This is a genomic window from Massilia sp. Se16.2.3, assembly GCF_014171595.1.
In the GTDB taxonomy this organism is placed as follows: domain Bacteria; phylum Pseudomonadota; class Gammaproteobacteria; order Burkholderiales; family Burkholderiaceae_D; genus Telluria.
Window position 1 is genome coordinate 3,169,485 of the sequence record NZ_CP050451.1, and the last position, 20,880, is coordinate 3,190,364.

General features: G+C 65.0%; 22 protein-coding genes, 1 tRNA gene and 2 pseudogenes. 15 read left to right on the forward strand and 10 right to left on the reverse strand.

Annotated features, from left to right (window positions below; genetic code table 11):
* Positions 1-284: 284 nt before the first annotated feature.
* From G4G31_RS14470 to G4G31_RS14495, 3 genes and pseudogenes are all read left to right on the forward strand, one after another.
* On the forward strand, positions 285-1,091 hold the full coding sequence (locus G4G31_RS14470) for a TorF family putative porin (protein WP_229424999.1): 807 nt from the start codon (positions 285-287) through the stop codon (positions 1,089-1,091).
* Positions 1,092-1,114: 23 nt separating this feature from the next.
* Positions 1,115-3,133: pseudogene (locus G4G31_RS27880) on the forward strand (methyl-accepting chemotaxis protein).
* A gap of 129 nt (positions 3,134-3,262) precedes the next feature.
* Positions 3,263-3,349, forward strand: a tRNA-Leu gene (locus G4G31_RS14495).
* A gap of 74 nt (positions 3,350-3,423) precedes the next feature.
* Here the strand turns inward: G4G31_RS14495 and G4G31_RS14500 are convergent.
* The gene (locus G4G31_RS14500) at positions 3,424-3,597 is read right to left on the reverse strand and encodes a PEP-CTERM sorting domain-containing protein (RefSeq protein WP_182988272.1); all 174 of its coding nucleotides are present in this window, start codon (positions 3,595-3,597) and stop codon (positions 3,424-3,426) included.
* 81 nt (positions 3,598-3,678) lie between these two features.
* Positions 3,679-4,050 carry a hypothetical protein gene (locus G4G31_RS14505; protein WP_182988273.1) on the reverse strand — a complete coding sequence of 124 codons (372 nt, stop codon included), beginning with the start codon at positions 4,048-4,050 and terminating at the stop codon, positions 3,679-3,681.
* A 233-nt stretch (positions 4,051-4,283) separates the two neighbouring features.
* Between G4G31_RS14505 and G4G31_RS14510 the strand changes: the two genes are divergently transcribed.
* The 12 genes from G4G31_RS14510 to G4G31_RS14565 all read left to right on the forward strand — a co-directional run bounded on the left by G4G31_RS14510 (position 4,284) and on the right by G4G31_RS14565 (position 16,695).
* On the forward strand, positions 4,284-5,072 hold the full coding sequence (locus G4G31_RS14510) for a hypothetical protein (protein ID WP_182988274.1): 789 nt from the start codon (positions 4,284-4,286) through the stop codon (positions 5,070-5,072).
* Positions 5,073-5,116: 44 nt separating this feature from the next.
* The gene (locus G4G31_RS14515) at positions 5,117-7,366 is read left to right on the forward strand and encodes a penicillin acylase family protein (protein WP_182988275.1); all 2,250 of its coding nucleotides are present in this window, start codon (positions 5,117-5,119) and stop codon (positions 7,364-7,366) included.
* Positions 7,363-7,650: a maltose acetyltransferase domain-containing protein gene (locus tag G4G31_RS28435; protein WP_182988276.1), complete on the forward strand. Its 288-nt coding sequence runs from the start codon at positions 7,363-7,365 to the stop codon at positions 7,648-7,650. The genes G4G31_RS14515 and G4G31_RS28435 overlap by 4 nt, the downstream gene beginning before the upstream one ends.
* A complete protein-coding gene (locus tag G4G31_RS28440) occupies positions 7,647-7,928 on the forward strand; it encodes a DapH/DapD/GlmU-related protein (RefSeq protein WP_308621514.1) in 282 nt (93 codons plus the stop codon). The genes G4G31_RS28435 and G4G31_RS28440 overlap by 4 nt, the downstream gene beginning before the upstream one ends.
* A gap of 92 nt (positions 7,929-8,020) precedes the next feature.
* Entirely contained in the window at positions 8,021-8,542 is a 522-nt protein-coding gene (locus G4G31_RS14530) for a thymidine kinase (RefSeq protein ID WP_374011313.1), read from the forward strand.
* A gap of 9 nt (positions 8,543-8,551) precedes the next feature.
* Positions 8,552-9,112 (forward strand): hypothetical protein, encoded by a 561-nt coding sequence (locus tag G4G31_RS14535; RefSeq protein WP_182988278.1) that lies wholly within the window; start codon positions 8,552-8,554, stop codon positions 9,110-9,112.
* Positions 9,113-9,426: 314 nt separating this feature from the next.
* Positions 9,427-11,670 (forward strand): carboxy terminal-processing peptidase, encoded by a 2,244-nt coding sequence (locus G4G31_RS14540; RefSeq protein WP_182988279.1) that lies wholly within the window; start codon positions 9,427-9,429, stop codon positions 11,668-11,670.
* A gap of 200 nt (positions 11,671-11,870) precedes the next feature.
* Positions 11,871-12,230: a PEP-CTERM sorting domain-containing protein gene (locus tag G4G31_RS26245; RefSeq protein WP_229425000.1), complete on the forward strand. Its 360-nt coding sequence runs from the start codon at positions 11,871-11,873 to the stop codon at positions 12,228-12,230.
* A 207-nt stretch (positions 12,231-12,437) separates the two neighbouring features.
* Positions 12,438-13,640, forward strand: a complete 1,203-nt coding sequence (locus G4G31_RS14550; RefSeq protein WP_182988281.1) for an acyl-CoA dehydrogenase family protein — start codon at positions 12,438-12,440, stop codon at positions 13,638-13,640.
* 10 nt (positions 13,641-13,650) lie between these two features.
* Positions 13,651-14,832 carry an acyl-CoA dehydrogenase family protein gene (locus G4G31_RS14555; RefSeq protein WP_182988282.1) on the forward strand — a complete coding sequence of 394 codons (1,182 nt, stop codon included), beginning with the start codon at positions 13,651-13,653 and terminating at the stop codon, positions 14,830-14,832.
* A complete protein-coding gene (locus G4G31_RS14560; protein ID WP_182988283.1) occupies positions 14,829-15,293 on the forward strand; it encodes a MaoC family dehydratase in 465 nt (154 codons plus the stop codon). The genes G4G31_RS14555 and G4G31_RS14560 overlap by 4 nt, the downstream gene beginning before the upstream one ends.
* A gap of 532 nt (positions 15,294-15,825) precedes the next feature.
* Positions 15,826-16,695, forward strand: coding sequence for a hypothetical protein (locus tag G4G31_RS14565; protein ID WP_182988284.1), 870 nt, complete (start codon positions 15,826-15,828; stop codon positions 16,693-16,695).
* A 125-nt stretch (positions 16,696-16,820) separates the two neighbouring features.
* Here the strand turns inward: G4G31_RS14565 and G4G31_RS14570 are convergent, their stop codons facing one another.
* From G4G31_RS14570 to G4G31_RS14600, 8 genes and pseudogenes are all read right to left on the reverse strand, one after another.
* On the reverse strand, positions 16,821-17,321 hold the full coding sequence (locus G4G31_RS14570; protein WP_182988285.1) for a hypothetical protein: 501 nt from the start codon (positions 17,319-17,321) through the stop codon (positions 16,821-16,823).
* Positions 17,322-17,540: 219 nt separating this feature from the next.
* Positions 17,541-18,545, reverse strand: coding sequence for a YafY family protein (locus G4G31_RS14575; protein WP_182988286.1), 1,005 nt, complete (start codon positions 18,543-18,545; stop codon positions 17,541-17,543).
* Between the two features lie 79 nt (positions 18,546-18,624).
* Positions 18,625-18,807 carry a hypothetical protein gene (locus G4G31_RS14580; RefSeq protein WP_182988287.1) on the reverse strand — a complete coding sequence of 61 codons (183 nt, stop codon included), beginning with the start codon at positions 18,805-18,807 and terminating at the stop codon, positions 18,625-18,627.
* A 54-nt stretch (positions 18,808-18,861) separates the two neighbouring features.
* Positions 18,862-19,167, reverse strand: coding sequence for a helix-turn-helix transcriptional regulator (locus G4G31_RS14585; protein WP_182988288.1), 306 nt, complete (start codon positions 19,165-19,167; stop codon positions 18,862-18,864).
* Positions 19,168-19,441: 274 nt separating this feature from the next.
* Positions 19,442-19,678: a hypothetical protein gene (locus G4G31_RS14590; RefSeq protein ID WP_182988289.1), complete on the reverse strand. Its 237-nt coding sequence runs from the start codon at positions 19,676-19,678 to the stop codon at positions 19,442-19,444.
* Between the two features lie 119 nt (positions 19,679-19,797).
* Positions 19,798-20,244, reverse strand: a pseudogene (locus G4G31_RS26250) (diguanylate cyclase domain-containing protein).
* On the reverse strand, positions 20,205-20,723 hold the full coding sequence (locus G4G31_RS26255) for a response regulator (RefSeq protein ID WP_229425001.1): 519 nt from the start codon (positions 20,721-20,723) through the stop codon (positions 20,205-20,207). Before G4G31_RS26255 ends, G4G31_RS26250 begins: the two are co-directional and overlap by 40 nt.
* Positions 20,720-20,878 carry a hypothetical protein gene (locus G4G31_RS14600; protein WP_182988290.1) on the reverse strand — a complete coding sequence of 53 codons (159 nt, stop codon included), beginning with the start codon at positions 20,876-20,878 and terminating at the stop codon, positions 20,720-20,722. The genes G4G31_RS26255 and G4G31_RS14600 overlap by 4 nt, the downstream gene beginning before the upstream one ends.
* Positions 20,879-20,880: the final 2 nt, after the last annotated feature.

A 20,880-nucleotide genomic window follows, 5' to 3' on the forward strand; every position in this document is an offset into this window, starting at 1 on the left:
GCACCGGGGTGTCAATATTTCCGACACCTGGACGCCCAGCCATTGCGCAGAGTGGGTTTGTCAGCCTGTCATGCCGCCCTTGCCACACTCCTTGTCAGGCGCGCATGACACAAGATTCACAGTGTTGCGCGGATGAAGCAGAGGCGAGAAAAAGCGATTTTCATCCTGCCATGAAAGCGCGGATTGGCTAGCGCGCCGTTCTAAAATTCGCTCAAGAAATTTGCCTCACGGAATTCTTTCTTTCTTTCTTCTCCTGCAGCGCTACCGCGCCTACCCCCACCACCATGAACACGACCGCACATCAGCGCATGCCGTACGCGTGGCTTGCCCTGTTATTTCTCGGCGCTCCCGCCTTCGCCACGGAAGCCGATACCCCCACGCCGACGACGGAAGTCGTCTCGCCCCTGTCGTTCAACACCACCATCGCCTCCCAGTACGTCTCGCGCGGCTTTCGCCAGACCTGGGGCAAGCCGGCGGCGCAGGCCGGGGTCGACTATGCGCACGCAAGCGGCTGGTCGGCCGGTGCCTGGGCCTCGAACGTCAGCCGCCGCTATGTCGAGGGCGCGAGGTTTGAGGTCGACCTGTACGGCGGCTACAGCGGCACCGCCGGTCCGCTCGGGGTCAGCCTGATGGCCTATTACTACGCCTACCCGGGCGCGCTGATCAAGGCGACCGGCACCCGCTTCAACTACGGCGAAGTGTCGGCCGGCCTGGCCTACAAGGCGCTCTACGCCAAGTACAACGTCACCTTCACGCGCGACTTCTTCGGCATCACGAATGCGCGCGGCACCGGCTACCTCGACAGTGGCGCGAACGTCGACCTCGGCCACGCCACCACGCTCAACCTGCATGCGGGCGAGGGCCGCGTCGCCGGCGCCGGCAACGATTACTGGAACTGGCGCGACGTCAAGATCGGCGTGACGCGCAAGTTCACGGGCGGCTGGAGCGGCGCCGCCGCCTTCACCCGTGCATTCGGCGCCACCCACGCCTACGACAGCTACACCACGGGCGTGCCGGACACGTCCGGGCACATTGCCTTTTCGAACCCGGCCAAGAATACCTTCGTCGTCAGCCTGACGCGGACCTTCTGAACGTCTCCCACCTTGATACGATCATGAACACCACAGCATCCAAGCCACGCCGCTTCGCCTTCCTTTCCACGCTGTCGCTGAACGCGCGCATCTGCGCCAGCGCCACCGCCCTCGGTATCCTCAGCCTGGTCCTGACTTCCAGCTTCATCGCCGTGAAGAACAGCGCGTCGGCCGAACGGACCGCGATGGAACTGGCGCGCACCTCGGCGCGCGAAGCGGCCGGCGCGTGCTGCAGGCGCGCATCGGCGCCAACTTCGCCGCGGTCGATACGCTCGCGAGCCAGCTCAGCACAACCCACGGCGCCGGTCACGCGCTGGCGCGCGAGCAGATCGGCGAAATGACCCGCTCGCTGGTGCTCGGTTCGCCCGACCTGATCGGTGCGGCCGTCACCTTCGAGCCGAATGCCTACGACGGCAAGGACGCCGAGTATGCGGGCAAGAAGCCGCACTACGACGACAGCGGCCGCTACATGCCTTACTACACGCGGGCTGCGAATGGCGGCATCGGCATCGAGCCGATCGTGTTCACGACCACGCCCGGCGCGAACGACTGGTATGACATCCCGAAGGCAAGCGGCAAGAAGCACTTCACCGAGCCCTACGTGTATCCGATCAACGGAAAGGACGTGCTGATGGCCTCGATGGTCGCGCCGGTCATCATGGACGGCGGCTTCAAGGGCACCGTCAGCGCCGACTTCCAGGTGGCGACCCTGGGCGCCATCCTGGGCGACATGAAGGTGATCGAGGGTGGCGTGCTGACCCTGGTCTCGAACGGCGGCCTGTACGCCAGCCACCCGGACGCGGCGCGCCTGGGCAAGAAGGCGGCCGACATCCCCGAAGCGGCACTGGAGAGCATTCGCCGGGCAAGCCCTATGAATTCGTCGACGCCACCAACACCGTGCGCCTGCTGCAGCCGCTGCGTGTCGGCCCCGGCATGGCACCCCGGGCGGTGGCGCTGAGCTTCCCGCATGCAGTCGCCACCGCATCGGCGCGCGAGCTGGCCACCTACGCAGCACTGGTCTCGGTCGCCTGCGCGCTGCTGGCAGCTTTCCTGCAGGTGACGCTGCTGAACCGCATGATGCGTCCCCTGCGCACGCTCGCCACGGCGATGTCGGGCCTGGCCGGCGGCAATGCCGACCTGAGCGCGCGCCTGGAAGTGCGCGGCAAGGACGAACTGGCCATCATTGCGGCCGGCTTCAATGGCTTCGTGGCCAAGATCCAGGGCGTACTCAGCCGCGTACGTACGAGTTCGGACAGCGTGGCCCTGGCCAGCGGCGAGATCCGCCGGGGAACGCCGACCTGTCGGCCCGCACCGAGCAGCAGGCCAGCGCGCTGGAGGAAACGGCGGCATCGATGGAAGAACTGACCTCGACCGTGCGCCAGAACGCCGACAACGCGCGCCAGGCCAACCAGATGGCCGAGTCCGCGTCCAGCGTTGCCCAGCGTGGCGGCGAGGTGGTCGGCCAGGTGGTCGAGACCATGGCCTCGATCGAGATGTCGTCGCGCAAGGTCGTCGACATCATTTCCGTCATCGACGGCATTGCCTTCCAGACCAATATCCTCGCCCTGAACGCGGCCGTGGAAGCGGCACGGGCGGGCGAGCAGGGCCGCGGCTTTGCCGTCGTCGCCAGCGAGGTGCGCAACCTGGCCCAGCGCAGCGCCGCTGCTGCCGGGGAAATCAAGGGCCTGATCGGCGACTCGGTCGACAAGGTCGGCGAGGGCTCGATGCTGGTCGCCGAAGCCGGCGAGACGATGCGCCAGGTGGTCGAGAGCGTGCGCCGCGTGAGCGACATCGTCAGCGAGATCAGCGCGACCAGCGTCGAGCAGAGCAACGGCATCGGCCAGGTCAACAGCGCCATCGGTCAGATGGACGACGTGACCCAGCAGAACGCGGCCTGGTCGAGCAGGCCTCGGCGGCCACGGAAAGCCTGCAGCAGCAGGCCGCGACCCCTGGTGGCGCTCGTTGGCGAGTTCCGCATCGACGCGGCGCAGCCGCCAGCGGGCAGGGCAGACCCGGCACCGCTGGCGCTGCCGGCGCGCTGAGGCGCGGCAGCCGGTACCATCGACGGGGCGCACGCGCCCCGTTTTTTTCGTCCGTCGCCCTCGCGCCGCCGGGCAATGTTGCACCTTTGATCCTGATTTCCCTGCGCCTGTGCTAGAATCGCGGCCGCTGCCCGGATGGTGAAACTGGTAGACACCCGGGACTTAAAATCCCGTGCCAGAAATGGCGTGCCGGTTCGATCCCGGCTCCGGGCACCAGCATGCCTGCGCCCCGCGCGCGGTGCGGTGCAGCACGGCAGTGGCCTCACACAAGCACAATCGCCCGCGTGCCCTCATGCCGTTTTCCGGCGGCGCGAACATCCAGCCAGGCCTGCAGCACCCAGGGCGAAGAGGGCCAGGCTCGCTGGCTCAGCAATAGCATGCTGCTTCGGCACAACGTGACGCAACAGGTCGTTGTAGCGCTCCCCATCCGTGTTTTCCAAGTACCAGTCGAGCATCGCAACCATGCCAGGATCCACCTCGCCACGGGTGACATACCCGGACGGGTAGCGCACGTTCGGCTGGAGCGTGTACCAAGGAAAAGGCGATCAGACTTGCTTGAATGAATAGTACGAAATGAAGCGGAACGTATCTGGCGAATTTGTCCCGGAGAAGTTAAACCAGATATGGTAAGACAAGCCTTCCGTGTCTTCGTCGCCGATCTCGAACAGCGACGGTCCGCGGTTGTTGTAGCGCGCACTGACCCGCTCGATATCCGAATAGCCGTTTGGTGAAAAATTATGCACGCTCTCATTGGCATTGCCGACAGTCAGGTCGAAGTAGGCTATCGACAAGTCTTCTTCGTTCTGGACGATATAACCGTACAGTTCGGGGCTGCTGACGTTCCATTGCACGTAGCTGGCTGATGCGTTGAGCGACAACAGGGCGGTGGCTGCAAAGGCGAAAAGTCTTTTGAGCATGATTGTTGTCCTTTGTGGTTGAGCCACGTCGTGGAGCAACCTTCGTGCCAACAGAAAATTAACTTTTAGTATCAATTATTTATGCGGCCGCGTCGTCGCCGGCGGTGTCCCGCTGTCAGTTTCGTCGACAGCGGGGCACGGCATTCGGCTACGGCCGAGCCAGCGAATGGTGTAGCATGCTCCCCGGCGCAAGCATCAGCAGGGCGCCACCGGAAGAAGTACAAGGAACGACATTGAACATCACCATCAACGACCAGCTGCGGGCCTTCGTGGACCCGCTGACCGACATCGAATACGCCGCGCTCGAGCGCAGCCTGCTGGCCGAGGGCTGCCGCGACGCCCTCGTGCTCTGGGGCGACACCCTGATCGACGGCCATAACCGCTACGACATCTGCCGCAGGCACGGCATCGAATTCCGCACCGTCCAGAACAACAACTTCGCGTCCATCGAGGACGTGATGCTGTGGATGATCGACAACCACCTGGCGCGGCGCAGCGTGTCGGACTTCCAGCGCGGTTTGCTGGCCCTGCGCAAGAAGGAAATCGTCAGCGCGCGCATGGCCCAGAAGCTGGCCGACGAACCGCCCGCACCAAACCCGGACGACATGGACAGCCGGCCGCCGCCGCCCTGGAACACGCGCGAGGAAGTCGCCAAGGCGGCGCGGGTGTCGAGCAACACCATCAGCCAGATCGAACGCATCCAGAAGGCGGCCACGCCCCAGCTGGTCGAGGCGGTGCGCAGCGGCACCATCTCGATCAACGCGGCGGCGAACGTTGCCCAGCTGCCGCAGGAAATGCAGATCGCCGCGGTGGCGGGCGGGCGCAAGGAGTTGCAGCAGGCCGCGCGCCAGGTGCGCGAGCAGAAGATGGCCAGCAAGCCGAAGAAGCTGGGGCCGGACGGCGAGCCGGTCGACGAAAAGCTGGCCCTGCGCGCCGAGATTGCCTCGCTCAAGGACCGGCTTGCCACCTTGCTGACCGAGAACGACATCCTCAAGCAGAAGCTGGCCGCCGCCGGGGCTTGACGCCAGGGGCCGGCCTCGAACGACAACAACAAAGGAGATCACGCATGTCGCTGTCCCGCTACCTGTCACCGGCGCTGTTCGGCGCCACCCTGGCCGCTTTCGTTCCCGCCTTCGCTCCATCCACCGCGCTGGCCGGGACCGCCCCGCTGGCAAAGCGGGAAGCGCCTGCCTCCGCCGACCTGGCCCGCTGGCGCAAGAGCGCGGCGCGCGTGACCATCCTGCGCGACAAATGGGGCATTCCCCACGTGTTCGGCAAGAAGGATGCCGATGCCGTCTTCGGGATGCTGTACGCCCAGGCCGAGGACGATTTCAACCGCGTCGAAATGAACTACATCAACGCGATGGGGCGCCTGGCCGAAGTCGAGGGCGAGCGCGAAATCTGGCGCGACCTGCGCATGAAGCTCTACATCACCCCAAGCGACCTGCAGGCCAAGTATGCCGCCAGCCCGGCCTGGCTGAAACAGCTGATGGTCGGTTTCGCCGACGGCCTGAACTTCTACCTGCACACCCATCCGGAAGTCAAACCGAAGCTGATCACGCGCTTCGAGCCCTGGATGGCGCTTGCTTTTTCCGAAGGCAGCATCGGCGGCGACATCGAAGAGATCGCGCTGAAAGACCTGGAAGCCTTCTACGGGGGGCGCGGCGAACCGAAGCTTGCCGACAACCGCAACGTGCACGACGAGGAGCCGCGCGGCTCGAATGGCTTCGCCATCGCGCCGAAGCTGAGCAAATCAGGCCACCCGCTGCTCCTGATCAATCCGCACACCTCCTTCTACTTCCGCCCTGAAATCCACATGGTGAGCGACGAGGGCCTGAATGCCTATGGCGCCGTTACCTGGGGCCAGTTCTTCATTTACCAGGGTTTCAACGAGCGCGCCGGCTGGATGCACACCTCAGGCGGCGGCGACGTCATCGACGAATACCTGGAAACCGTGACGGAGCGCGATGGCAAGGTCTTCTACAAGTACGGCGACGGGGAACGCGCGATGCGCGCCGTGCCGGTCACGCTACCCTACAAGCAGGCTGACGGAACAATGGCCAGCCGCACCGTCACGGCCTGGTTCAGCCACCACGGCCCCATCATCCGCAGCGAGAACGGCAAGTGGGTGGCCGTCAGAATGATGGACGAGCCGGTCAAGGCGCTGACCCAGTCCTACTCGCGCACCAAGGCGAAGAATTACGCCGCCTTCTACAAGGCGATGGAGCTGCGCACGAATTCCTCGAACAACACCGTGTATGCCGACGGCGACGGCAATATTGCCTACTTCCACGGCAACTTCATCCCGAAACGCGACCCGCGCTTCGACTGGACCAAACCCGTGGACGGCAGCAACCCCGCCACCGAATGGCAGGGCCTGCACGATATCAAGGACACGATCACGCTGTTCAATCCGGCCAGCGGCTACATCTCGAACACGAACAACTGGCCGTTCTCGTCCTCCGGCGCGAACAGCCCGAAACGCCAGGACTACCCGGCCTACATGTGGTCGCTGCCTGAGAACGCGCGCGGCGTCCACGCCGAACGCGTGCTGAAAGACGCGAAAGGGCTCACGCTCGACAGCCTGATCGCCACCGCCTACGACAGCTATCTCACGGCTTTCGAGCCGCTGGTGCCCCAGCTGGTGCGCGACTTCGAAGCCCTGCCGGCGAGCGACCCGCGCAAGGCGGCGCTGGCGCCGCAAGTGGCGGCCCTGCGCGGCTGGGACCTGCGCTTTGGCGCAGCATCCGTGCCGACCTCGCTCGCCGTCTACTGGGGCCAGGAGATGGTGGCCGCCGCGGACCCGCAGGCACGCGCGGCCGGCCTGCCGACCGTGGACTACATCACCACGCGCATTGGCGCCGGCGAACGCCTGGGCGCGCTGGAACGGGCGACGACGAAATTGACGGCCGACTTCGGCACCTGGCAAACGCCCTGGGGCGAGATCAACCGTTTCCAGCGCACCAGCGGCGCCATCGACCAGCAATACGACGACAGCAAACCGAGCTACCCGGTCGCCTTCACCTCGGCCACCTGGGGTTCGCTGGCGTCCTTCGGCATGGTGGCCAAACAGAAGACGAAACGGATTTATGGCGACCGCGGCAACAGTTTTGTCGCCGTCGTCGAGTTCGGCCCGAAGCTGCGCGCGAAAAGCATTCTCGCGGGCGGGCAGAGCGGCAACCCTGCCTCGAAGCATTTCGCCGACCAGGCGGAGATGTACAGCCGCGGCGAGTTCAAGGATGTGCTGTTCTACAAGCAGGACATCGAGAAGCAGCTCGAGCGCAAATACCACCCCGGCCAACGGGAGACGCGATGACGCGCAGCGAAAAGGACAAGATGGCAGCCGGCGAGCTCTACCACCCGAGCGCGCCCGAGCTGCAGGTCGAGCTGGAAGCCTGCGCGGCCTGGCTGGCGCGCTATAACGCGGCGATCGGCGAACCGGCCGCCGCCTGGCATGCGCTGGCAGCGGAGCGTCTCGGCGCGGTGGGCGAGGGCGCCATGCTGCGTCCGCCGTTCTACTGCGACTACGGCTTCAACATCCACCTCGGCACCGGCGTCTTCCTCAACTACAACTGCGTGATCCGGACACGGCGCGCGTGACCATCGGCGACGACACCCGTATCGGGCCGGCCGTGCAGATCTACACGGCCGACCACCCGCGCGAGCCCGATGTGCGCCGCAGCGGCCTGGAACGCGGCGTGCCCGTCACCATCGGCCGCAATGTCTGGATCGGCGGCGGCGCCATCGTCCTGCCGGGCGTGACGATCGGCGACGATGCCATCGTCGGCGCCGGCAGCGTCGTCACGCGCGACGTGCCGGCGGGCGCGACTGTCGTCGGCAATCCGGCGCGCGCCGTGGGCAAGAAGGACAACGGCTGAGCTGGCGCCGGTGATTGCCGCCGCGCTATAATTTCGCGATTCTCTTTCGGCGTGGGCAGGCAGTGGCAAAACTCTATTTCAGGTATTCGGCGATGAACGCCGGCAAGTCGACGGCGCTGCTGCAAGTGGCACACAATTATGAAGAGCAGGGCCAGCAGGTCAAGCTCTACACCGCCGCGATCGACAACCGCTACGGCGTCGGCCTGATCACCTCGCGTCTCGGCGCCCAGCGCGAGGTCGACACCTTCGACGCGCACACCGATTTCCTGGCCCAGGCCCCGGCCGTTGCCTGCGTGCTGGTCGACGAAGCCCAGTTCCTCACCACCGTCCAGGTCCAGCAATTGCACCAGCTGGCGCAAGTGCGCGGCGTGCCCGTGATCTGCTACGGCCTGCGCAGCGATTTTCGCGGCGAACCGTTCCCCGGCTCGGCTTACCTGCTGGCGCTGGCCGACGACATCGAGGAAATCAAGAACATCTGCACCTGCGGCAAGAAGGCGACGATGAACATCCGCGTCGACACGGCAGGGCGCCGCATCCGCGAGGGCGAGCAGGTCAGCATTGGCGGCAACGAGAGCTACCGCCAGGCTTGCGGCCGCTGCTTCTACGCTGGCTGAACATCTGAAATGAGCGCCTTGGCGGCCTGCACGGCCGTGCTGCCTGCGTTCCTGTGCAGCCATGGCGCAGCGCTGAGCGACATCCTGCTCTACCTGGTTCCGTCGGCCGCGCTCGCTTTCCTGTTCTGGATGCTCAGCAGTGCCCATCCGGCGTTCTTCCTGCTGACCGCACCCGGCACCCTGTGCCACGAGCTGGCGCATTTCGGCGTGGGCCTGCTCACCAATGCCGAACCGGTCGCCATCGACCTCTTCCCCAAGCGCAAGGGGAAGGTCTGGGAGCTCGGCTCGGTCAGCTTTGCCAACCTGCGCTGGTACAACGCGGCGCCGGCGGCGCTGGCACCCTTGCTCATCCTGCTGTTGCCGCTGGGCGTCGCCGCCTGGCGCACTCGCCCGGGCTGGCATTTCATGCCGCTCGACCTGCTGCTGGCCGTTTTGCTCGCGCCACAGTTCCTGTCGTTCTGGCCGTCCCCGGTGGATTGGCGCCTGGCGGCGCGTTCCTGGCCCTGGCTGCTGGTCGGCGCTGCCGTGGCCGGCCTGTACTGGGGACGCGGCGTTTTGCCGTTCCTGTAGCCGGCCGCGGCGCCGCAACGGCCTGGCCTGGGCGGGGCGCTCTTGACCGAGTGGCATCGACTCTATTTCCGTTCATAAAATTTTTCGCGGCGTGCCCTTAAGCCAGCCTTAATCCGGCGCCGCGCAAGCGTATCTTGCGGCTCTGCGCGCTTGCGTCATCCTGTAGAATGGGTTCGCTCGCCGTCGATACCACTGGTATCCGGCGCCGGTCCGGAGCGGCAGCAGGAAGTTGCCATCCGGATTTTGAGTGCCTGGCAGAGGTGTTGCCAGGTGCTCTCAGCCAAGATTCGCATTCACGTTCGGAGAACGCATACATGAAGAAGCAGATGTTGATGGTCGCCCTGGCATTGGCCGTGTCGACCCACGCGGTCACCGCCCAGCAGCCCGAGAAAGCCCCCTCGCTCCAGATGAAGCCGGTCGCGGCCCAGACCCAGGCCGCCCTGTGGGCTTCGCGCGTGCTCGGGCGCTATCACTACAAGGCGATGCCGCTCGACGACGCGATGTCGGAGAAGATCTTCGACAATTACTTCGAGACCCTCGACAGCGAAAAACTGTATTTCACCCAGGCCGACATCGACCGCTTCACGCCCATGCGCACCAAGCTCGACGATGCCATCAACAACGAGGACCTGACCGTCCCGTTCACGGTCTACAACCTCTACCAGCAGCGCTTCACCGACCGCATGAACTATGCGCGCAGCCTGCTCAAGACCAAACTCGACTTCACCGCCGACGAAACCCTGCAGCTCGACCGTGAAAAAGCGCCCTGGGCCAAAAGCGAAGACGAAGTGCGCGACCTGTGGAGGAAGCGCGTCAAGAACGACTGGCTGCGCCTGAAGCTGGCCGGCAAGAACGAGAAAGCCATCCGCAGCACGCTCGACAAGCGCTACGAGAACTACATCTCGCGCCTGAAAAAGCTGAACAACGAAGACGTGTTCCAGATGTTCATGAACGCGTATGCCACCGCCATCGAGCCGCACACCAATTACCTGGGTCCGCGCTCGGCGGACAATTTCGATATCGCCATGCGCCTCTCGCTCGAAGGCATCGGCGCCGTGCTGCAGTCGCGCGACGACTACACCGTGATCCGCGAAATCGTGCCGGGCAGCCCGGCCGACAAGTCCGGCAAGCTGAAAGTCGGCGACCGTATCGTCGGCGTCGCCCAGGGTGACAAGGCGTTCGTCGACGTGCTCGGCTGGCGCATCGACGATGTCGTGCAATTGATCCGCGGCGAGAAGGGCTCGACCGTGCGCCTGGACGTCATCCCCGGCGACGCCGGCGTCGATGCCAAGCACATGACGGTCTCGATGGTGCGCAAGAAAATCAGCATGGAAGAGCAGGCCGCGAAGAAGTCCATCATCCAGGTCAGGGAAGGCGGCGTGACGCGCCGCATCGGTGTGATCTCGCTGCCGACCTTCTACCAGGACTTCGAGGCGCGCCGCAAGGGCGACAAGGACTTCAAGAGCGCCACGCGCGACGTCGAGCGCATCCTCGGCGAACTCAAGAAAGACAAGGTCGACAACGTGCTGATCGACCTGCGCAACAACGGCGGCGGTTCGCTGGTCGAGGCGGTCGAACTGACGGGCCTCTTCATCGACAAGGGCCCGGTGGTGCAGCAGCGCAGCGCCGAGGGCCGTGTCGAAGTCGAATCCGACACCAAGGCGGGCCTGGCCTGGGACGGCCCGATGGGCGTGCTGATCAACCGCGGTTCGGCCTCGGCCTCGGAAATCTTTGCCGCCGCCATCCAGGACTACGGCCGCGGCCTCGTCATCGGCGAACCGAGCTTCGGCAAGGGCACGGTGCAGACCCTGATCGACCTCGACCGCTTCTCGCAGTCCGAGAAAGTGCGCTACGGCGAACTGAAGATGACGATCGCCCAGTTCTTCCGCATCAATGGCGGCACCACCCAGCTGCGCGGCGTCACGCCCGACATCAAGCTGCCCGTGACCACCGATCCGGAGGCCTTCGGCGAATCCTCGTTCGACAACGCGCTGCCGTGGGTGTCGATCAAGCCGGCCAACTACATGCCGGCCGGCGACCTGAAGGAACTGGTGGGGCCGCTGCAGAAACGCCACGAAGCCCGCATCTCGAAGGACAAGGAGTTCCAGGACCTGCGCGAAGACATCGCGGAAGTGCTGAAACTGCGCAAGGAGAATGCGATTTCGCTGAACGAAGCGGTGCGCCGCAAGGAACGCGACGCCCAGGATGCGCGTGCGCGCATGCGTGAAGCGCGCCTGGCGGCGGGCAAGGGCGAGAACACGGACGAGCCGGCGGCAGCGCCGGGCGGCAAGGAAGCCCGCAGCAAGGTGCCGGTGCCGACCAAGCCGGTCAAGGCCGTCGTCGCATCGCGCAACACGCCACAGCGCGACGACGGCCTGCAGGCCGACGAACGCGCCCTGTCGGCCGAGCTGGCGGCCGAGAAGGCCGCCAAGGATGCCAAGGATGTGCTGCTGCAGGAGGCCGCGCATATCCTGGCCGACGAAGTGGGCATGCTCAAGACCGATACCCGGATGGCCTCCCGCACCATGCCCTACATGGCGACCTCACGCCCGGAGTAATCCTGGCTGGCGGCGGTCGGGAAAGCAGTTTTCCCTAAAAGAAAGCTTCCTCTTGGAAGCTTTCTTTCATTTAAGAACAAGAATCAATCGAAACAGGCGCATATTGGCACCGTGTTAGCATGATATTGCTTTGTAAATACTTCCCGCTCTCAACAGCGGTATCCGAGCATTCATTGTCATCACAATAACAGGAGTCGCCCATGCAAGTTCGCCACATCGTTTTCGCCCTCGTCTGTGCCGCCGCCGGTACTGCCCAGGCCGATATCGTGCAGATCGCACGTCCCGATCGCATCGTGGAGCCGATGCCGGCACAGATCGCGCCGATCAATCCAGCCACCCCCGCCATCCCGGCAGTGCCGGCGACGCCAGCCGTGCCGAATGGCCCGGGCATCCCGGCGACGCCTGCGATTCCGGCCACCCCGGCCGTGCCCGCCGTGCCCGGTATCGTGACCTTGCCGGTTGCGCCCATTGCCGTCGAGGTGCCCGAACCGGCAAGCATCGCGCTGCTGCTCGCCGGTGTGGCCGGCATGGGCGTCCTGCGCCGCCGCCGCGCACGCTGAAGCGCGCGCTATGCAAGCGGCGCGACCCGGACGGGCGCGCCGCTTTTTTTCTCGTCCAGCGGTGGCGCAATGCAACGGCAGGGGCGGTCCGCTCCTGGCCGAGGACCCCTGGCGAACGCCCATCGGGTCTTTGACAACATCGCCCCCCTTTCCGGTACAATCCTTGTGAACGATCGTGCTTTTTTGGCGCGCAAACAAGGAGACGGAATGGACCTGAATTATTCGAACGAGGACCTGGCATTTCGCATTGAGGTGCGGGCCTTCCTGGATGCCGAGCTGCCTGCGGACCTGCAGCAGAAGGTGCGCAAGCACCTGCGCCTGTCCAAGGAAGACAGCGTCCGCTGGCACAAGATCCTCGCCGCCAAGGGCTGGGTCGCGCCCGGCTGGCCGGTCGAGTTCGGCGGTCCGGGCTGGACGGCCACCCAGCGCCACATCTTCGAAGAAGAATGCGCCCGCGCCGGCACGCCGCAGATCATGCCTTTCGGCGTGAACATGGTCGCGCCCGTGATCATGGCTTTCGGCAGCCAGGCCCAGAAGGACTACTACCTGCCGCGCATCCTGTCCTGCGAGGACTGGTGGTGCCAGGGCTATTCCGAGCCAGGCGCCGGCTCCGACCTCGCGTCGCTGAAAACGACGGCCGTGCGCCATGCCGACGCCGACGGCGACTACTACCTCGTCAACGGACAGAAGACCTGGACCACGCTGGCCCAGCATGCCGACATGATCTTCTGCCTGGTGCGCACCGACACGGGCGTACGCAAACAGGAGGGCATCTCCTTCCTGCTGATCGACATGCACAGCCCCGGCATCACGGTACGCCCGATCATCATGCTGGACGAAGACCACGAGGTGAACGAAGTGTTCTTCGACAACGTGCGCGTCCCGGCCAGTAATCTGGTGGGCCAGGAAAACCGCGGCTGGACCTATGCCAAGTACCTGCTCGGCCACGAGCGTACCGGCATCGCCGCGGTGGGCCGATCCAAGCGCGAGCTGGCCTTCGTGAAAACCCTGGCCGCGCGCGAAAACAAGAGCGGGCTGCCGCTGATCGAGGACCCGCTCTTCGCCGCGAAGCTGGCCAGCCTGGAAATCGAACTGATGGCGCTGGAAATGACGGTGCTGCGCGTGCTGGCCAGGCCGAACCAGGCGCCGGGACCGGAAGCGTCCGTACTGAAGGTGCGTGGCACCGAGATCCAGCAGGCGCTGTCCGAGCTGATGGTCGAAGCCGTGGGGCCGATGGCGCTGCCTTTCGACCCGGCCTACCTCGAGGGCGAACGCGAACACAGCCTGGTCGGCGACGACGAGGCCGCGCCGCTGCTGGCGCACTACTTCAATTATCGCAAGACCTCCATCTATGGCGGCTCGAACGAAATCCAACGCAACATCATCTCCCAGATGATCCTGGGCCTGTAAGGAGAGCACAGTGGACTTCAATTTCAATCCCGAGCAGCTCCAGTTCGCCGACGCGCTCAAGCGCTGGATCGGCCGCGACTACGGTTTCGAGGCGCGCCGCGCCATCATCCACTCCCAGGCCGGTGTCTCCGACGCGGCCTGGGCTACCCTGGCCGAACTGGGCATGACGGCGCTGCCTGTGGCGGAAGCGCATGGCGGCTTTTCAGGAAGCGCGGTCGACATGTTCGTCGTGATGCGCGAACTGGGCCGGGGCCTGGTGGTCGAGCCATATTTTGCCACCGTGCTGGGCGCCGAGTTCCTGCGCCTGGGTGCCCAAGCCGGCTTTGCTGCGGCCGAGCTTCTTGAACGCGTCGCCGGCGGCGAACTGAAACTGGCCTGCGCCCTGGGCGAACGCCAGTCGCGCCACGACCTGTTCGACATCGCCACCCGCGCACAAGCGAGTGGCGACGGCTGGACGATTAGCGGCGAAAAGAAGGTGGTGATTCACGGCTTTGAAGCGGGCGCGCTGATCGTCTCGGCGCGCGCAGGTGGCAGTGAAGGCGGCGGCCAGCGCGAGCACGGCGGCGTGCTGCTCTTCGTGCTGCCAGCCGATACCCCCGGCGTGACGGTCACCGGCTACCGCACCCTCGACGGCCAGCGCGCCGCCGACATCCGCTTCGACGGCGTGCAGCTCACGCGCGCGCAGCTGCTGGCCGACGAGGCGGCGGGTGCCGATATCCTCGACGCGACACTCGACTATGGCGCCGCGCTGCTGTGTGCCGAAGCGCTGGGCGCGATGGAAGCCCTGTTCGAAGCGACGCTGGACTACCTGAAGACGCGCCAGCAGTTCGGTGCACCCATCGGCAAGTTCCAGGCCCTGCAGCACCGCATGGCTGACATGTTCGTCCACCTCGAGCAGGCCCATTCGATGGCGCTGCTGGCGGCGGTGAAGATGGCGGCCACGGATCCGGTCGAACGCCGCCGCGCCGTCTCGGCCGCGAAGTACCGCGTCAACCAGGCGGCCCGCTTCGTCGGCCAGCAGGCGGTGCAGCTCCATGGCGGCATGGGCGTGACCGACGAACTGCCCGCCGCGCACTACTTCAAGCGCCTGGCCGCCATCGAACTGCAACTGGGCGACAGCGACCACCACCTGGCGCGCTTCATCGCCCAGCCGGGTTTTGCGACGGGTGTCGTCGAGGCGGAGGCCGCATGAGCGATCAATGGTATTTCGAGGACTTCGTCCCCGGCCAGGAAATCGAACTCGGCCAGCGCAGCGTGACGGAGGAAGAGATCATCGCGTTCGCCACCCAGTTCGATCCCCAGCCCTTCCACATCGACCGCGACGCGGCGGCGCAATCGATTTACAAGGGCGTGATCGCCAGCGGCTGGCATACCTGCGCGATGATGATGCGCATGGTGGTCGACGGCATGCGTTTCGAGGAAGCGAGCATGGGTTCGCCGGGGCTGGACGGCGTGCGCTGGCACCAGCCGGTGCGCGCCGGCGACACGCTGTCGCTGCGCTACATCACGAAGGAAGTCAAGGCCTCGAGCTCCAAGCCCGACCGCGGCGTGGTGTGGTCGACCTGGGTCGCCACCAACCAGCGTGGCGAGACCGTGTGCACGATCGAGGGGATGGCGATGATGCGGCGCCGGTCGACCGGGCAGGGCGGCTAGCCGGGAAAATCGTCGGCAAGCGCGCGCCCGCCGTCGTCAAGCGCGGGCCAGGTTCGGAATCGGCCGGCCCGCCAGCAACCGGAACTAGCGGTTGCGAAGGCCTCGAATCTGTTCGGCACAGCGGTCGCCTTCCCGGAGCAGCTCGACGACCTTCGATTGGATCTCGCGATATTCCTTGAGCAAGGGAATGCAGCAGGGTTGGTCGTCGAGCCGCTCGGTAACAAGAAACAGCGCGCGGTGGCTGCTGTATGGTTGCCGTGTGGAACTATCCTCATTATGCTTGCCTTCCGCTTGACAACCAATGTCGCTACCAGGTGTCGTCGCCAGGATGCGACAACTTGTCGATCTTGTCATGGCGGCCGCTGGCCGCACCATGCGTTGGTCCGCTGCGCTGGATGACGTGTGACATGGTTTGTCGTACCCATCTTTATGATTGGTGTTTCGGTCCGTGAAAACCGTGATCGCATTGCCGCGTCTGTCGACCGCAAGGGCAGGCAGCCATGGCGCACCTTGCTTGTGCACCGAGACGCAAATGATCAAACCAATCCACGCTACCTGGAACCCTATGTCACCGAACAATTCCCCGAGTGTCGTCCAGCCGGGCAGTAGCGATTTCCCGGAGATCTCTGCACTGTCACACCATGAACTCGACCTTCTGCTGGCGGAGGCCGAGCAGGCGCGGCTTGAGGAGATCGACAGGTATTGGACGCTGTGCCAGTCCGACCCGAAGCTTGCGCAGAGCGTCATCGATGACGCGGCACCAATCCTTGCCGATGTCTTTCACCTGGCCCACGACAGGTTCGACGCACCGAAGCCAGGCGCCCTGGCCTGCCTGTCGAAAGCGACAGCGCGACTGCTTCAGGTCGAACCGGTGCGCGCGGCCCTGGTGGACGTATTGCCGGTCTCGCCGCTAGCGGATCCGGTCGACACCTTGTGGGAAAACGGCCGGGTCGTCGCGCTCAAAAGGGTGGAAGGCAAGCGGGTGGTCGTTCTCCGGTATGACGGACAATTGTTCAATCCGGGAACCGTTCCCGAAGAGGTCCTGGTCGCAGACCAGGATTGTTTTATCGTCTGCGAATTGGCGCGTGACGACCATGAAAACGAATACGAGATCCTGACGGCTTATGTCATCGGATTACTGGCAGGGGGCAAGTGGAACGCCGTGCAGGTCGGCCTGCGCGCGAGGAGCGATCTGATGCGGGACCTCGAGGCCATGGAGACACTGGCGGAATGTGGAAGACTGAGCGGCGCACCATTCGATGCCAGGCCTTTCGCCGACTTCCCCACGGGTCGCGATGCTCTCATTGCACGGATCCGGGCCCGTAAGGCGCGGCTGCGGCTTGCCGATGCGATATCGCCTGCGCAGCAGTCGAATCCTGATATCGACGCCGACGCTTTGTAACCAGCCCATGTTCCATCCAGCGATACGACGCCGTGCTGCGCAATCGGCGCAGCCTGCCGTCATGACTTGCAGGCTGCGTCGCCGGGCAACGGGCGGCCGATCAGGAAGGCCGCGCTAGTGTGCACTCAAACGGCGTGCAGGGTGTAGCTATTGTCCTTGTCGAGCTCGAAGAACTGTTCGCCCCGGACGGGATCCGGGGTGTCGGTCCATAGCGTGACCCTGGACACCAGTTCCTCGACCAGCTGACGCAAAGCCCCGTTCTCTTCCATCGCGGCCATCAATTCGTGCCTGGCAATACCGGGCAGGAACAAGGGGGCCAGGGCAAGCCTGTCGCTCAGTGGGGGCGGGACGGCGCCGCCCAGCTTCCCATGCACCAGTTTCTGCAGGCGTTTGACGTCCGGATGATAACGGGCATCCGTTACCGGCAACTGGAACATGTTTGGCGGCCTGCTGCATTCCACCCGGCAGACGATGAATCCCTCGCGCGGCTGGCCGACGCCGGCGGCGCCGTCGAATGCCAGTTCAACCGTCGGGCTTGCATAGACGGCCTTGCGGCGCGAAGGCTTGTCGTCCGGACGGGTCAATTCCCACAGGTTGTCGACGAAATACGGGACATTGCCCGGCATGCGTGCCCCTGGATGGGGCCTGTGCTCGCGCGCTGGATCGAAAGTGGCGCGAGAAACTGCACGGTACATCTGCATTGGAAGCTCCTGATTTTTTGTTTGTTGGTTAAACGGGCGCGAACGGGACGGCAATGCCCTTGCACCGGTCATTGCTGACATGCTGGCTGGATCTGTTCGCGGGCCTGCCGCTAACGCGCACCTTGTTCGGCAGTAGGGAGCAGCTCAGGAATAGTTCGCAGCCATGCGCAGCGCAGTGTCCTTCAGCTCGGCACGCAGTGTCGCCGGGCTGTGCACCTGTACCGCTGCCCCGAACCCGGTGAGCCAATAGACGAGTGTACGCGTCGATGCCACGGTTGCGGTTACATGGACCGAGCCGTCCGGGCATGGCTCGAGCAACTGATCGGGGGCGAGCGGTGTTTCGAATAAATGCTCGGCGACCGCGCGCTGGAAGGTCGCGCGCAAGACAATGGGCGGCCCTGTCAGGAAACCGAATGCGCCCGAGGCGATGAAGGCATCCACATCGAAGCCAGGGTCTCTTTTCGCTTCTTCATACACGAGGCCCGCTTCCTGTACGCGGTGGAGCGCGAGCGTGCGAACGTCGTCATGGCCTGCAAACGTGCAGACCAGGTAAATGATCCCGCCGCGCTGCACGATGGCGAGGGGATGCACTGCCGGATACAGCGTGGCTTCCTTCGCGTCGCGTTTCTTGTAGCGCAGGGTCAGCTGCAGATCCTTCATCAAGGCCGTGTAGACGGTGCGTTGACAGTCTTCGTTCAAGGCAGGAGGCTGCAGCGGCTGCAGCGGGGCGATCGTCCGTATCTTGTTCAGCCAGGCCTTCGACGTCACCGTTTCATCCATCGCACCCAGCACCCGCGAGGCGGAGCGGAACTGGGGCTGCAGGGCATCGAGTGCGGTGGGCGGTAATTGGTTGCACAGATGTTGTTCGACCAGCGTCAGCGTGAGCGCGTCGGGAATGGACAGCCCAGGCAGATCGAAGCTCGACGCGTCGCGTTGCCAGCTCCAGCCATAGGGTTTTTCCCGGTCGTCCGATATCAGTGGAAACAGCGTGGACAGCTCGATCAGGTCACGCTGGATCGTGCGGGCGCTGACCCTGAAATCGGCGTCGCGTAGTTGCTGCTGCAAGTCTTTCACCGCGACTTTCGCAGGGGCGCGGGGGACCAGGCGCAGCATGGTCCATTGGCGAAGGACGGTCAGATTGGTAGGCACGGATGTTTACTGGTTGGCGCGAGCTGTTCTCCGAATCGGAGCGCTCGCGAAGTCATGGGTGTTCGAAGCGCGGCCCGCGTCAGAGCAGTCCCTCGTTCTTCAATGCGGCGATCAAGCTTTCGCCGTCCATCGGTTCGGAAAAATCAGCCTCCGTCAGCATCATGACTTCAAGGAGCAAACATGGATCAAGACCTTCGGCATGCCGGCGAATGTCGTCAACGCGTGCATGCGCTTCATTCAGGGTCTGGACAAGTTTTCTCATCTGTTCGAGGCGGGTACGCGAGAGGCGCGGCCGAATTCAAGGGGCAGGCAGCTCTCAGGTGAACAAGGCGATTTGACCTTGCGACCCGTGCGAACGCGCGCTCATCTGTTCGTAGCGATCGCGGACCATCTTCGGGTCGAGCGCGTGCGCGGCGGTCGCGATCTCCGCCAGGCCGACCCGAAGCACCTGGGTCAGGCGCGCTGCGGTGAGATAATCCAGGCCGATTTCGCCCGCTTCGATGCGGCTCACCTCGTCTGGCGGGAGTCCGGCGGTAATGGCGAGGTCCTGGGGAGACATCTTGCTACGCTCGCGCAAGACCTGCAGGCCGAGGGAAATTTGGAAGTTCGAGATCATGAGCATAGGTTACTGTAGGCATAGTCCTACGGCAATATGACGTCCAAAATTAGCTGTCTCGTAGCAACAGTAGTTAAACAAAGTGCACGAGTGGTCGCTGGCGGCTTTCGTGCCAGGCATCTGGCCTGGCCGCTGTCGGCCGGGCGCGATCCTGGTACTGTCGGCAGACGTGCCATGCAGCTCGCCCGTTTGCCATGGATGCAGGGTAAGCGCGCGTGCGACGTATTGCGTCGCACCGCGCTTCCGGCGACGGCCGGTACGACGGCGGGCAATGGGATACTCAACCGTTGAGATACATTTCCGCCGCAATCCTCGCGTATTGCGCGATCTCGCTCCTGGCGAAATAGGTGGTCGACCCGCCGATCCAGTTGGTGAGGACGTCTTCGTTCCCGGTCGTCATCTCGAGCATCGCCGGTCGAGTGCCATCCGAAATGCGCACACCCAGGCGCGACCGGGCGTTGACCAGCATGACGCTGCAGCGCTGTCCTTCCAGGGTCAGCGGAACGACCCGAGTCAACTCGGGACTTTGCAAAAACGGCAGCACCGCGCGCGCGAATGCGAATCCGGACTGCAGCCCGGGTGCGTCGCTCAGCGGTGAGGAGCATGCTTCACTCGCTTCCCGCAGGCTCTTCGCGCTCAGGCTGTGGCGCCCGCCCTCCGGTAGCGGTTGCGCCCTTCCGCCTTTGCCTGGTAGAGCAGGGCGTCGGCGGCACGGATGAGGGTGGCGCTGGCCTCGCGGGCATCGGGCACCATGGCGGCGATGCCCATGCTGAGGGTGAGCACTGGCGCGGTGGGCGAGACCGCGTGCGCAATCGCCAGCGCGTCCAGTTCGGCGAGCAGGCGCCGGGCCACGCCCTCGGCGCCGAACGCATCGACCTGGGGCAGCAGGATGGCGAATTCCTCGCCGCCGTAGCGCGCCACCATGTCCCTGGGCGCGGGCGGCGGCGTCGGTCATCGCGCGTGCCACCTGTTCCGTGCAGAGGTCCCCGCCTGGTGGCCGTAGCGGTCGTTGTAGAGTTTGAAGTGGTCGATGTCGGCCAGGATCAGTGCCACCGGCAGCCCTGCCCGGCGCAGCGGCGCCATTCGGATTCGATGCGCTCGCTGAAGGCGCGCCGGTTGGCGACGCCCGTCAGGCTGTCGGTCAGGGTCAGGGCGCGCAGGGCGTCGGCCTGGCGCTTCACCGTCAGCTGGGTGCGCACGCGGGCGCGCACGACGGCGGCGTTCACGGGTTTACCGATGAAGTCGGCGGCACCGGCTTCGAGCGCCCGGGTTTCGTCCTCGGGCCGCCTCAAGGCGGTCACGAAGATGACCGGCAGGTCCGAGGTGTCGGGATTCTCGCGCAGCGCGCGCAGCACGGCGTAGCCGTCCATGCCGGGCATGGCGGCGTCGAGCAGGACGAGGTCGGGCCGGGCCGTGGCGGCCAGCTCGAGCGCGCGCGGGCCGTCGAGCGCGAACAGCACCTCGTGCTCGTCCTGCAGCGCGCCGTGCAGGATCTGGACGTTCTCCATCGCGTCGTCGACGACCAGGATGCGTCCACTCTGTGCGAGGTCGGTCCAGCTCATGCTTCTCCCTTTGGCTCCAGTATAGCCCGCACCAGCGCGGCCGCGCGCTCGAAACGCAGGCTGCCGACCGCGTCCGCCAGTTCGGTGGCATCGCCGGCATCGAGCCTTGCCGCCAGCGGCGCGCGCAGGGCTTCCCAGGCCGCGACCGCTTTCATGT

Bases quoted from the DNA above. Each gene is read 5' to 3' on its own strand.
- G4G31_RS14470 (WP_229424999.1), top strand. From the start codon at position 285: ATGAACACGACCGCACATCAGCGCATGCCGTACGCGTGGCTTGCCCTG.
- G4G31_RS14500 (WP_182988272.1), bottom strand. From the start codon at position 3,597: ATGGTTGCGATGCTCGACTGGTACTTGGAAAACACGGATGGGGAGCGC.
- G4G31_RS14505 (WP_182988273.1), bottom strand. From the start codon at position 4,050: ATGCTCAAAAGACTTTTCGCCTTTGCAGCCACCGCCCTGTTGTCGCTC.
- G4G31_RS14515 (WP_182988275.1), top strand. From the start codon at position 5,117: ATGTCGCTGTCCCGCTACCTGTCACCGGCGCTGTTCGGCGCCACCCTG.
- G4G31_RS28435 (WP_182988276.1), top strand. From the start codon at position 7,363: ATGACGCGCAGCGAAAAGGACAAGATGGCAGCCGGCGAGCTCTACCAC.
- G4G31_RS14530 (WP_374011313.1), top strand. From the start codon at position 8,021: ATGAACGCCGGCAAGTCGACGGCGCTGCTGCAAGTGGCACACAATTAT.
- G4G31_RS14535 (WP_182988278.1), top strand. From the start codon at position 8,552: ATGAGCGCCTTGGCGGCCTGCACGGCCGTGCTGCCTGCGTTCCTGTGC.
- G4G31_RS14540 (WP_182988279.1), top strand. From the start codon at position 9,427: ATGAAGAAGCAGATGTTGATGGTCGCCCTGGCATTGGCCGTGTCGACC.
- G4G31_RS26245 (WP_229425000.1), top strand. From the start codon at position 11,871: ATGCAAGTTCGCCACATCGTTTTCGCCCTCGTCTGTGCCGCCGCCGGT.
- G4G31_RS14550 (WP_182988281.1), top strand. From the start codon at position 12,438: ATGGACCTGAATTATTCGAACGAGGACCTGGCATTTCGCATTGAGGTG.
- G4G31_RS14560 (WP_182988283.1), top strand. From the start codon at position 14,829: ATGAGCGATCAATGGTATTTCGAGGACTTCGTCCCCGGCCAGGAAATC.
- G4G31_RS14565 (WP_182988284.1), top strand. From the start codon at position 15,826: ATGATCAAACCAATCCACGCTACCTGGAACCCTATGTCACCGAACAAT.
- G4G31_RS14570 (WP_182988285.1), bottom strand. From the start codon at position 17,321: ATGCCGGGCAATGTCCCGTATTTCGTCGACAACCTGTGGGAATTGACC.
- G4G31_RS14580 (WP_182988287.1), bottom strand. From the start codon at position 18,807: ATGAGAAAACTTGTCCAGACCCTGAATGAAGCGCATGCACGCGTTGAC.
- G4G31_RS14585 (WP_182988288.1), bottom strand. From the start codon at position 19,167: ATGCTCATGATCTCGAACTTCCAAATTTCCCTCGGCCTGCAGGTCTTG.
- G4G31_RS26255 (WP_229425001.1), bottom strand. From the start codon at position 20,723: ATGAGCTGGACCGACCTCGCACAGAGTGGACGCATCCTGGTCGTCGAC.
- G4G31_RS14600 (WP_182988290.1), bottom strand. From the start codon at position 20,878: ATGAAAGCGGTCGCGGCCTGGGAAGCCCTGCGCGCGCCGCTGGCGGCA.